This is a genomic window from Mesorhizobium sp. B3-1-7, assembly GCF_006439385.1.
Lineage (GTDB): Bacteria > Pseudomonadota > Alphaproteobacteria > Rhizobiales > Rhizobiaceae > Mesorhizobium.
The window spans coordinates 28,931-40,584 of record NZ_VFTL01000002.1; the positions used below are offsets into that span (position 1 = coordinate 28,931).

11 protein-coding genes are annotated in these 11,654 nt (G+C 63.4%); 5 read left to right on the forward strand and 6 right to left on the reverse strand.

Annotated features, from left to right (window positions below; genetic code table 11):
- Positions 1 to 163: 163 nt before the first annotated feature.
- Together FJ417_RS01935 and FJ417_RS01940 are read left to right on the forward strand one after the other, a co-directional pair.
- Complete coding sequence (locus FJ417_RS01935) at positions 164 to 841, forward strand: PspA/IM30 family protein (RefSeq protein ID WP_140782282.1); 678 nt, start codon at positions 164 to 166, stop codon at positions 839 to 841.
- A gap of 42 nt (positions 842 to 883) precedes the next feature.
- Entirely contained in the window at positions 884 to 1,144 is a 261-nt protein-coding gene (locus tag FJ417_RS01940; protein WP_140782283.1) for a YiaA/YiaB family inner membrane protein, read from the forward strand.
- A 79-nt stretch (positions 1,145 to 1,223) separates the two neighbouring features.
- On the opposite strand, the gene FJ417_RS01945 is transcribed toward FJ417_RS01940, so the two are convergent.
- The 6 genes from FJ417_RS01945 to FJ417_RS01970 form a co-directional block, all read right to left on the reverse strand.
- Positions 1,224 to 1,880, reverse strand: coding sequence for a PadR family transcriptional regulator (locus FJ417_RS01945; protein WP_140653791.1), 657 nt, complete (start codon positions 1,878 to 1,880; stop codon positions 1,224 to 1,226).
- Between the two features lie 136 nt (positions 1,881 to 2,016).
- A complete protein-coding gene (locus tag FJ417_RS01950) occupies positions 2,017 to 2,397 on the reverse strand; it encodes a DCC1-like thiol-disulfide oxidoreductase family protein (RefSeq protein WP_181183136.1) in 381 nt (126 codons plus the stop codon).
- A 162-nt stretch (positions 2,398 to 2,559) separates the two neighbouring features.
- Complete coding sequence (locus FJ417_RS01955; protein ID WP_140640672.1) at positions 2,560 to 2,853, reverse strand: GYD domain-containing protein; 294 nt, start codon at positions 2,851 to 2,853, stop codon at positions 2,560 to 2,562.
- 207 nt (positions 2,854 to 3,060) lie between these two features.
- Complete coding sequence (rpoD, locus tag FJ417_RS01960; protein WP_140640674.1) at positions 3,061 to 5,088, reverse strand: RNA polymerase sigma factor RpoD; 2,028 nt, start codon at positions 5,086 to 5,088, stop codon at positions 3,061 to 3,063.
- A 429-nt stretch (positions 5,089 to 5,517) separates the two neighbouring features.
- Positions 5,518 to 7,461 carry a DNA primase gene (gene dnaG / locus FJ417_RS01965; RefSeq protein WP_140782284.1) on the reverse strand — a complete coding sequence of 648 codons (1,944 nt, stop codon included), beginning with the start codon at positions 7,459 to 7,461 and terminating at the stop codon, positions 5,518 to 5,520.
- A 136-nt stretch (positions 7,462 to 7,597) separates the two neighbouring features.
- The gene (locus FJ417_RS01970; RefSeq protein WP_140703764.1) at positions 7,598 to 7,960 is read right to left on the reverse strand and encodes an RcnB family protein; all 363 of its coding nucleotides are present in this window, start codon (positions 7,958 to 7,960) and stop codon (positions 7,598 to 7,600) included.
- Positions 7,961 to 8,323: 363 nt separating this feature from the next.
- On the opposite strand from FJ417_RS01970, the gene FJ417_RS01975 reads away from it, so the two are divergent.
- The 3 genes from FJ417_RS01975 to FJ417_RS01985 all read left to right on the forward strand — a co-directional run bounded on the left by FJ417_RS01975 (position 8,324) and on the right by FJ417_RS01985 (position 11,638).
- Complete coding sequence (locus tag FJ417_RS01975; protein WP_140782285.1) at positions 8,324 to 9,988, forward strand: Na/Pi cotransporter family protein; 1,665 nt, start codon at positions 8,324 to 8,326, stop codon at positions 9,986 to 9,988.
- A gap of 95 nt (positions 9,989 to 10,083) precedes the next feature.
- Positions 10,084 to 10,293, forward strand: a complete 210-nt coding sequence (locus FJ417_RS01980; protein WP_140640682.1) for a DUF2061 domain-containing protein — start codon at positions 10,084 to 10,086, stop codon at positions 10,291 to 10,293.
- 163 nt (positions 10,294 to 10,456) lie between these two features.
- Entirely contained in the window at positions 10,457 to 11,638 is a 1,182-nt protein-coding gene (locus FJ417_RS01985; protein ID WP_140782286.1) for an MFS transporter, read from the forward strand.
- Positions 11,639 to 11,654: the final 16 nt, after the last annotated feature.

Below are 11,654 nucleotides of genomic sequence, written 5' to 3' on the forward strand. Positions count from 1 at the left end.
TCCTTATGTCCGAAGTCGCAAGCCTAGCCCGGAATCCATTCCATTTGCTTGCGTTTACCATGTCCGGCGGTCCATGAACAGCGTTCAAAATAATCCTTGAACAATGTTCATTCCCTGCTATGTTGAGTTTGTGAACATCGTTCACGAAAACAGGGAGAAGACCATGCTTAGCCTGATCAAGACATTGCTGGACGGCGCCAGCGCACGGGCGGAGGACAATCTGAAGGATCGTTTTGCGATCGACCTCCTGGCCCAGCGCATCCGCGACGCGGAGGCGGGCCTTGCCGCCGCCAAGCAGACGCTCGCCTCGCTGATCGTACGCCAGCGAGCCGAGCAGACCAGCCTCGACCAGCTCGACCGCCGCATCGCCGATCTGGAGACCCGCACGCTCAGCGCGCTTTCGGCCAACAACCAGGCGCTTGCCGAAGGCGGCGCTTCCGCAATCGCCGAACTCGAGAACGAGCGCGAGGTCCGCCGCGCCACGGTCAAGAGCCTGGGCGAGAAGACCTTGCGGATGCGCCTGTCCGTAGAACAGGCGCATCGCCGTATCATCGATCTCAACCAGGGCATGATTTCCGCCCGTGCGATCGATGCAGAACGCAAGGCGCAGTCCCGTCTCAACCGTTCGATCGGCCGCACGGCGAGCATCAACGAAGCGGAGGAATTGCTCGCTCGCATCAAGGACGGCAGCGACCCGTTCGAGGAGGCCGGCATCCTCGACGAGATCGACGGCGATCTGCGCCACGAGGCGACCCGTGAACGCCTCGCCGAAGCAGGCCACGGACCAGCCACCAAGGTGCGCGCTGAGCATGTCCTGGCGCGCCTGAAATCGCTGAACTGAGCCCGAAATTTCCAAAACGGATCAAACCAAAGGAACACCACGATGAACGGCAATCAGACCTACATCCTGTTCAATACGGTGTCGGTGGGCGCCGCCTACTTCATGCTGGCCCTGTCGCTGTGGCTGGCGCCGGTCGACCTCTCGACCAAAGGCTATTGGGCGATGGGCGTCCTCTTGCTCACCGGCAGCCTGGTGAATCTGGTCAAGTACCGCACCGACGAGCGGATCGCGTCCGAGACCACCGCCAAGATCGAGAAGGCGCGCAACGAGAAGCTGATCAGCGAATATGTCGGCAAGGAATAATCCCCTGCCCTTGCCGATCACGGACTGAATGCAAAAGCCCGGAGCGATCCGGGCTTTTGAGTTTCCATATGAGAATGTCTTAGCGACGAGCCAAGGCCTCGATCGCCTCGGCGGCGTCTTCCAGGATGCTGATCGCCTCGGCCTGCTTGTCTTCCGGCGCGTCGGCGATGTCGCCGAGCGCGGCGCGCAGCCGGTGGCGCAGCGCGCGGAACCGGTCGCGCGTTTCCGAGCGGCCGCGGCGCCCCTCGTCCTTGTCGTCGCCCCAGCCGAACCATTCGCGCGCCGCGGCCATCTTGCGGCCGAAACGCTCAAGATGGTCGAGCACGCTGTCGATCATCTCGCGATTCTCCTCGAGATGCGCCTTGCCGGCCTCGGTGATCGAAAACACCTTCTTGTTGCCTTCGCTAGAGGACACCGCGTAGCCCGCCTCCTCCAGGAAGGTCAGCGTCGGATAGACCACGCCCGGGCTCGGGCTGTAGACGCCGCTGGTGCGCTCTTCCAGAGCCTTGATGATGTCGTAGCCGTGGCGCGGCGCGTCGGCCAAAAGCGACAGCGTGATCAGCTTGAGATCGCCGTCGGCCAGCATGCGCCCGGCGCGGAACATGTCGCCCGGGCCGCCGCGTCCGCCGCCCCTGCCGCCATGGCCGAACGGGCCAAAGCCACCGCCGCCGCGGCCGCCGAATTTGCCGGCCATATGCATGAACATACGCTCGCCGAAGTGGTTGTGTCTGTGCATGGATAGCTCCTTGAGTTATATCTTACGATACATCGTAAGTAAGGCGCGCGGCTTGCAGAGTCAAGATATATCTTAAGATGTATCTTACGACCTGCCAAGACCGCTTATGCGTCTTCGTATGGCTGGGCCGAGAGCGCTACCAATGGCCCTTGCGTCGGTTCCAGGCGTAGAGCACATCCGCGAAACGGTCATAGGCAAAGCGCGTCAACGGCAGCGCGATGGGGTTGCCGAACAAGCTCGCCAGCCATCCCCCGCCCGGCGTGATCCGCCAGACCGCGATCGCCACGTCGGCGCCAACCAGCAGCAGCCCGCTGGCGTCGGTCGCGTGCAGGCGCCGGCGGACATCCTCAAGCGAGGCGCCAAAGGCGGAGAGCGCCTCGGGTTCGAAATTGATGTCGCGAAATTCGACGCGGCCGGCCTTGACCGCTTCGGCGAGCCGCCGCTTCTGGTGGTTGATGCCGGCGTCGCACACCGGACAGCGCGTGTTGTACCAGACGGTGAGCAGCGGCTCGGGCATGGCGCGACTATCGGGAGTACGGCGCGGCTGCGCAACAGCCGCGCCGATCCTTAGGGCAATTCCAGGAAAAGTGTGGGCGGTTTTCCGCCCGGAAATTGCGACAAAACAAAGACTTAGTGCGGTTCACCGTTTCCGTGAAACAGTGAACCGCTGTAAGTCGCCTTACCCGAGCGAGCTGATGATTTCGCGATAGGCGAATTCCGGGAACGCCTTCATCGTCCGCGTTTTGACATTGCCGCCCGACGACAATAGCAGCGCGAAGCGGGCGAGCACCGCATCGTCCGGCGCTTCGACGATGGCGACCATGTCGCATTCGCCCATGGTCAGATAGAACGACTTGAACGATCCGCCCATTTCCCCCAGCAGCTTCTTGGCGGCATCGAGCCGCTTTGGCGACTCCCGCACATTCTTGGCGCCCAGCTCGGTCCAGTTGATAAGCACGATGTAGGTTGTCATGGCACACCTCCCTCCGGCGCCACGGAGCTCGACGCCTGGCCGTTACGACCGGCGCCGGGGCGGGCATCCGGCTTTGTCGCCCATAAATGCATCCGACCCCGAAATTATCCTCCTGTCGGGCAAAGCCGGCAAGCCGGCATGAGAGACGGCCGGGAACGAAAAAGGGCGCCGGAGGCGCCCTTTGGATCTTGATATGTCTGGTTCCGCTCAGCTGTCGAGGAAGCTTCTGAGCTTACGCGACCTGCTCGGATGCTTGAGCTTGCGCAGCGCCTTCGCCTCGATCTGGCGGATGCGCTCGCGGGTGACCGAGAACTGCTGGCCGACTTCTTCCAACGTATGATCGGTGTTCATGCCGATGCCGAAACGCATGCGCAGCACGCGTTCCTCGCGCGGCGTCAGCGAGGCAAGCACGCGCGTCGTCGTCTCGCGCAGATTGGCCTGGATCGCCGCGTCGATCGGCAGGATCGCCATCTTGTCCTCGATGAAGTCGCCGAGATGCGAATCCTCCTCGTCGCCGACAGGCGTTTCGAGCGAGATCGGCTCCTTGGCGATCTTCAGCACCTTGCGCACTTTTTCCAGCGGCATGGCGAGCTTCTCGGCCAGTTCCTCCGGCGTCGGCTCGCGGCCGATCTCGTGCAGCATCTGGCGCGAGGTGCGCACGATCTTGTTGATCGTCTCGATCATGTGCACCGGAATGCGGATGGTGCGCGCCTGGTCGGCGATCGAGCGGGTGATGGCCTGCCGGATCCACCAGGTGGCGTAGGTCGAGAACTTGTAGCCGCGGCGGTACTCGAACTTGTCGACCGCCTTCATCAGGCCGATATTGCCTTCCTGGATCAGGTCGAGGAACTGCAGGCCGCGGTTGGTGTATTTCTTGGCGATGGAGATGACCAGGCGAAGGTTCGCCTCGACCATTTCCTTCTTCGCGATCGCCGCCTCCCGCTCGCCCTTCTGCACCTGGTTCACGATCTTGCGGAATTCCAGGATCGAGATCGCCGTTTCGGTGGCGAGGTTCTGGATCTCGGCGCGCAGCTCCTTGATCGCATCCTTCTCGTTCTTGGTGAACTCCTTCCAGCCACGCGAGGTCAGGTTGGCGATCGAGCGGGTCCAGTTGGGATCGAGCTCCGAGCCCTGATACTCCCTGAGGAATTCCTCACGGCGCACGCCATAGCTTTCGGCGAGGCGCAAAAGCTTGCCCTCGTTCTGCACCAGGCGCTTGTTGATGTCGTAGAGCTGCTCGACCAGCGCCTCGATGCGCGCGGCGTTGAGCGACAGCGACTTCACCGCCTTGATCAGCTGGTCCTTCAGCTCCTTCAGGCGGCGGTCCTGGCTGGGCGAGAGCGTGCCGGCCGCGGCCAGTCGGTTCTCGACCTGCTGGTCCTGCAACTTGCGCAGCTTCTTGTAGGTGTCGGCGATGACGTCGAGCGTCTCCATCACCTGCGGACGCAGTTCCGCTTCCATCGCGGCCAGCGACAGGCTCGCCTCGTCCTCGTCGTCTTCCTCTTCCTCCAGCCCACGCGTGTCGCCGCCGACATTGGTGATGTCGTCTTCTTCCTCGCGCGCCGCCGCGCGGCCGCGCGGCTTCTCTTCGGGCTTGGGCGCTTCCTCGACGCGTTCGACCACGGGCGCCTGCTTGGCCTCGGGGCCGGCATAGGTCGCCTCGAGGTCGATGATCTCGCGCAGCAGGATCTTCGATTCGTTGAGCTCGTCGCGCCAGATGATGATGGCCTGGAAGGTCAGCGGGCTTTCGCACAGCCCCGCGATCATCGTTTCGCGGCCGGCCTCGATGCGCTTGGCGATCGCGATTTCGCCCTCGCGCGACAGCAGCTCGACCGAGCCCATCTCGCGCAGATACATGCGCACCGGGTCGTCGGTGCGATCGGTCGGCTCTTTCTTGGTGGTCGTGGCGGCGACGGCGGTGCCGGTCTGCTCGGCGAGCTCGTTGGCGTCTTCCTCGGCGTCGGCGGCCGGCTCGGCTTCGGTCTCCTCGCCCACCTCGTCGTCCTCGACGACGTTGATGCCCATGTCGCTGAGCATCGCATTGATATCTTCGATGCGGTCCGGATCCGTCTCTTCCGAGGGCAGCACCGCGTTGAGCTCGTCGAGCGTGACATAGCCGCGTTTCTTCGCGGCCTTGATCATCTTCTTGACAGCATCGTCGGAAAGGTCGAGCAGAGGGCCATCGGTGGCGCCTTCACGTTCGGTCTCGACCTCTTCCTTTTCCTTTGTCGCCATTCTTTGTCGTCTCCAAGCGGCCGAATATCGAAGCCGCGTAAACTGTCGGATCGGTTATGCCGGATGCGCTCGCATCGGAACGCTTTTTACCGGTCCGGCAACCGTGTCATCGCTTTTGTTTTGTGCCTGTCGCTAGTCCCAAACCGGTTTCCACTTTTGGGCGACATGCATTAAGTCCAGATTAACCCTGATATCTGGAGCGGGCACTTTGCCTGTCCAGTTGTCACCAGTGCCTCACATCGCTCGAATTTCCCGCCGACGCCGGGGCACGGGTTAACGTTTCGAATCGTCCTGATTCCGCCAATCTGCCAGAAGGTCAAGCGCCTCTGGCATGATTCGCATGAAAAAAGCGAATCAATTACCCGACTTAGAGGCGTCGATTCGACGCGCTGCGCATTTCCACTTCACTTCCAATGGAGGTATTCGGCCCTAAACGCGGCCAACCCTGCCCGATGAAACGCCAAACCCTTCGATCAGCGCTTCCGTTGCCTGCACATCGTTGAATTGCGCTTGAATCTCGACGAGATGCCGGAAGTTTTCGTCCGAAGGGTCTGCATCGAGCGCCGCCTGCGCCTGTTTCAGCTCTCTATGTAATGTGCGGGCGCTGCGCTGCAAGTGCATCGCCTGGTTGAAGGCGTCGCGGGCATCCTCGAGCGCCGCGGTCTCCAGCGCCGGCCATTGACGCGCGCGCTTGATCAGTTCCACCGCCCGCTCCCAGATGCCGCCGCAGCCGGCGCGCTCGATGGTGGCGATGACCGCGCCGCGCTCGTCGGCCGCGTCATGCGCCATCGCGTCGAGGATGGCGGCGTGGAGTTTCAGCAAATCCGAATTGGCGAGGTCGAGGAATTCGACATGCGCGAAATTCTCGTCGATCAGTGCCGGATGGTTGACCAGCGCCACGATGATCGTCGCCTCGCGCACCGACATCCCCTCGCCCCGCTTGACCAGCGCCGACTTGCCGAGGCTTTCGCTGATCGCGATGCGCCCGCTTCCGCCCTTGGCGAACTGTCCACCGGGCGCCGCGGCTTTGCCTTGGCCACGTTCGCCTGGCCGTCCGCCATCCTGACGGCCCTGCCGCGGGCCGCGCTGCGAGCCGAAGAAGCTCAGCTCCCGCTCGCGCATTTCCTGTTGGTAGTGATAGCGTGTGCTTTCGTCGCGTATACGACTTGCGAGCTCACGCAGCCTTTTTCCAAGTTCCGCCCGACGCTCCGGCGTGTCGAAGACGCCGCCCGCGGTCTCGCGCATCCACAACAGGTCGACCAGCGGTCGCGCATCGGCAAGCACCGCGCGAAATGCGTCCGGTCCGTCCGCCTTGACCAGATCGTCAGGGTCCTTGCCTTCCGGCAGCAGCGCAAAGCGCGCCGAGCGTCCAGGTTGGACTGCCGGCAGCGCCAGGTCGGCGGCGCGCCATGCCGCCTTCAGCCCCGCCTGGTCGCCGTCGAAGCACAGAACCGGCTCGCCGGCCATGCGCCACAACAGCTCGAGCTGGTTTTCGGTAAGGGCCGTGCCGAGCGGCGCCACGGCGTTCTCGAAACCGGCCTGCGCCAGCGCGATCACGTCCATATAGCCTTCGACCGCGATCACCGTGCCGCCCTTGGCGAGAGCCTTGCGGGCGCGGGCGAAATTGTAGAGCACATTGCCCTTGTGGAAGAGCTCCGTCTCCGGCGAATTCATGTATTTGGCCGGAGCATCGGGCGCCAGTGCCCGCCCACCAAAGGCGATGATCTTGCCGCGCGAATCCGGGATCGGAAACATGATGCGGTCGCGGAACCAGTCATAGGAGACCGGGATGTCGTCGCCATGCCGCACCAGCCCGCAGGCCTCGATGTCGGCCTTCGGCACGCCCTTGGCGGCAAGATGTTCCTTGAGCGCATTGCGGCTGTCCGGCGCATAACCCAGCCGGAACGACTGCTGCGTCGCCGGCGTTAGCCCGCGGTCGCGCAGATAGGCGCGGGCCTTGGCACCCTCCGGTCCTTGCAGCCGCTCCTGGAAGAAGGCGGTCGCCATTTCCATGACGTCGGTCAGGCTGGCGCGTTCCTTCTCGCGCCGTTCCTCTTGTTCGTTGCGCACCGGCATCGGCACGCCGGCCATCTCGGCGATCTTCTCGACCGCTTCGGGGAAGCTGACGCCGTCGAGCTCGGTGAGGAACTTGAAATGGTCGCCCGAAACCGAGCAGCCGAAGCAGTGGTAGCGACCCTTCTTGTCCTCGCAATGGAAGGACGGGCTTTTCTCGCCGTGGAACGGACAACAGGCCCAGTAGTCGCCGCGCGACGCGTTGGTCTTTTTCCTGTCCCACGCGACGCGGGTGCCGATGACCTGCGAAATCGGCACGCGGTCGCGTATCTCGTCGAGGAAGGCGGGCGGAAAGCGCATCGGGGAAACTCGTTTGCCCTCCATATAATCAAGCCGCCCGGGCACGGCGACTCCGTCCGGCCCATCGTACCCGCTTTTCACAGACGAAAAGAAGGCGGCCGGGCGGCCGCCTTCTGAATTTCGGGATTGCCGTGGATTACTGCGCGGCGATCGCGCCAAAGATGATGCCGGAAAGGATGCTGACCAGCACGTAGTCGTTGCCGACGCGGATCCACTCCTGGCCGGGGCCGGGGCGGCGCAGGCCATGGCGATTCCAGTCGCGGACCGCCTGGTGACGTTTCCAGTTGGAATAGCGCTGGCCGTTGCGCCAATGGCTGCGCTTTACCACCTTCTTCTTGACGATGACGCGCTTGTCGACATGCCTGCCGGGCTTCTGCCAGTCGACTTGCGTGTAATTCGACTGCGGCGCGCTCGGCTGGGCGAGCGGCGCGGCCTGGCCGGAGAAGGCCGAGGCGGCCAGCATCGAGGCGGTGACGGCGGAAAGTATGAGACGCTTCATGGTCAGTACTCCTTGTTGTCGATAGGCAGAGGAATAGCCGCCAATGGATGAACTGAAACTGAACATGAAAATTACAATTCTGTAATGGTTTCCGATGCTTGCAGAGCCTGCTTCAACAAGGCTTTGGATCGCGCCGGTCGTGCCGTCCCGGCATCGCTTCATTCCGATCGAAGGCGCAGTCGCCAGGCGCATGCAACCAATGTTTCCGCCATTCATTTCCGACATGCGCCGTCGAGCCGAGACTATCATCGCATCAGAAAAATATATTATTCGGCTAATCTTAATTGGTATATTTCCACGCATTGAAATGATTGAGATTCGTCCTCCTCCACGCATTGCCAGAGCCACCTTGCGAGGTCGGCCTTGAGCGGCTCCGTCGTCCTCCTGCACCTTGCCGGCGCGGTGGCGCTGATGCTGTTCGCCACCCGCATGGTCAAGACAGGCGTCGAGCGCGCCTATGGCGACGTGCTGCGCCACAGGCTGCGCGCCACCATGCGCAATCCGGTCATGGCGGTGCTGGCCGGCTGTGGGCTGGCGGTCGCGCTGCAGAGCTCGACCGCGGTGACGCTGCTGGTCGGCTCATTCGCCGGAGCCGGCATCGTTTCGGGCGCCGCCGGGCAATTGGCAGTGCGCGGCGCTGAGATCGGTTCGGCGCTGGTGGCCAAGCTGCTCACCTTCGACCTCACGCTCTTGGTGCCGCTCTGCCTGATCGCGGGCACAGTCATGTTCATGGCCACCGAGCGGCGCGATTGGCGGCAGCTGGGCCGTATCCTGATCGGCGTTGGCCTGCTGATCCTGTCGCTGGAGATGATCGGTCAGGCGTCGGAGCCGCTGCGCAACAGCCAGTTGATGCCGCTGATCATCAACTATTTCTCGGGCGACTCCATCACCACCTATCTCCTGGCCGCGCTGGTCACCTGGCTGTTCCAGTCCAGCATTGCCGCGGTGCTGCTGATGGCGACGCTGGCGGGCCGCGGGCTGATCACGCCGGAGCTCGGCGTGGTGCTGGTGCTTGGCGTCAACCTTGGCTCGTCGCTCATCGCGCCGATGCTGACGCGGTCGGCGCCACCGGAGGTGCGCATCGTGCCGATCGGCAATCTCTTGATGCGCGGCCTCGGCTCGCTGATCATGCTGGTGCTGATCATGGCCTTCAAACCGGATGTCGCCTTCCTCGGCAAGACCGCGCCGGATCAGATCGTCAACGCCCACATCCTGTTCAACGTGCTGATCCTGCTGGCCGGACTGCCGCTGGCCGGCCTCGTCTACCGCGCTTCCGAAAGGATCGTGGCGCTGGGCAGCAAGCCTCAGCCGGCCGCCGCGCTCGAGATCGTCGAGCTGTCGGCGCTGAACGAGAGCGCCCTCGATACGCCGAGCCAGGCGCTGGCCAACGCGACGCGTGAGGTGGTGCGGGTCTGCGAAATCGTCGAAATCATGCTGAAGCGCATCATCGAGCTTTACGAGGATGCCGACCCCGCCAAGATCAAGGCGCTTGCCGCGCTCGACGACCGCGTCGACAGGAAGCATGCCGCGATCAAGCTCTATCTCGCCAAGATCACCAGGAATCCGCTGACCGAGGACGAGGCATTGCGGTGCCAGGAGCTGATCGGCGCTTGCGTCAAGCTTGAGCAGGTCGGCGACATCATCGTGCGCAACATGCTGGTGCATGTCAGGAAGAAGCTGGAGCGCGGCCTGGAATTCACGCCGGAAGGCTGGCAGGAACTTTGCGCTTTCCATTCCTCCGTGCTTGCCAATGCGCGCCTTGCCTTCAATGTTCTGGTCTCGCGCGATCCGGAAACCGCCAGGCAATTGGTGCTGGAAAAGGATCTGCTGCGCGAACGCGAGAAAGAAACCAGCGCCAGCCATTTCGTGCGCCTGCGCGAAGGCACCGCCAAGAGCGTCGAGACGAGCTCGATCCACCTCGACACGATCCGCGACCTGAAGCAGATCAACTCGCTGCTTGCCTCCATTGCCTATCCGGTGCTGGAGGAGCGCGGCCTGCTTGGCGGCTCGCGGCTGAAGGCCAGCTGAGGTTATCGAAGGCAGCCGAAAAATTAATCTTTGCTCATCCTCGCTTCCGTCGGCTAAGGATCGCCTGAGGGACCTGTTAAGAGGACGATCCGTCGATGGACACGCATTCGCGCAGCTTCGCCAAGGCGCTCTCCTGGCGCGTCACCGGCACGATCGACACGATGATCATATCGCTTGTGGTGACCGGCAGCATCAAGCTCGCGGCCACCATCGGGCTCACCGAAGTCGTCACCAAGTCGCTGCTCTACTACCTGCATGAACGGGCCTGGCTGAAGATCCCGTATGGACGCAAAACGGCGGCGTAGAGCATGATGCCGAAAAGTGTGAAGCGGCTTTCGGGCGATACTCGACAGGCCGGCTTCGATCGGTCCAGTCAAGAAAAGCTAAAGCGCCATCGCCAATTTCTGCATTGCCGCGCCCGCCCGAGCGTGGTTTGAGGCCATGCATTCCTCGCATATGTTTTGAACCATGCTGCCGCTGATTGCCCTTTTCCTTGCCGCCTTCGCCTTCGGCACCACCGAATTCGTCATCGCCGGCGTGCTGCCCGAGGTGGCGCAGGGCCTCGGCGTTTCGGTGCCGACCGCAGGCTATCTCGTCTCCGGCTATGCCTGCGGCATTGCCATCGGCGGCCCGCTGCTGGCTTTGGCCACCGGCAAGATCTCGCGCAAGACGCTGCTGATCGGGCTGACGATCGCCTTCACCCTTGGTCAGGCGGCCTGCGCGCTGGCGCCCGATTTCACCTCGATGCTTCTGCTGCGTATCGCGACTGCCGTGGCGCATGGCTGCTATTTCGGCGTCGCCATGGTGGTTGCGGTCAGCCTGGTGCGCGAGGACCAGCGCGGCCGGGCGGTCGCGGTCATTCTCTCGGGGCTGACGGTCTCCAATGTCATCGGCGTGCCGGCGGGAACGGCGATCGGCAGCCTGTGGGGTTGGCGCGCGACCTTCTGGGTAATGGGCGCGCTGGGCAGCATGGCGATCCTCGCCATGCTGGCGCTGCTGCCGCGAACGGCGGGCGCCGCCAATCGGCCAGCCGGGCTGGCGCGCGAAGTCCGTGTGCTCGCCCGCCAACAGGTCTGGACGTCGCTGATCCTGATGCTGATGCTGATGATCGGCCAGTTTGCGCTGTTCACCTACATCACGCCTATGCTGCTTGAAGTGACTGGCCTCGACGAGAGCCTGATCCCCTTTGTGCTTTTGCTCAACGGCGTCGGCGCCACGATCGGCGTTCTGGTCGGCGGCAAGCTCGCCGACTGGAAGCTGATGCCGTCGCTCATCGTCATGCTTGCCCTGCAGGCGGTGGCGCTGGGCATCATCCATCTTGTCAGCCCCTACCCGGTGCCGATGATCGCGGCCATCGTCATCTGGGGCGGTCTCAACTTCGCCATCGGCGCGCCGATCCAGACACGCATCCTCGCCTGGACGGCCGATGCCTCCAACCTCGCCTCTTCGCTGATTCCGTCCGGCTTCAATGTCGGCATTGCGCTGGCCGCCTCGCTGGGCGCGGCGATGCTCAATGCCGGCTACGGCTATCGCAGCCTGCCGCTTGCCGGCGCCTTGGCGATGCTGGTGGCGGTGGTGGTAGCTGTCGCCTCGCAGGCCTGGGAGTGGCGCAGCCGCGCGATCCCGCCGCTGCCGGCGGCGGCTGAATAGCAGGCTTTCGCTTGCC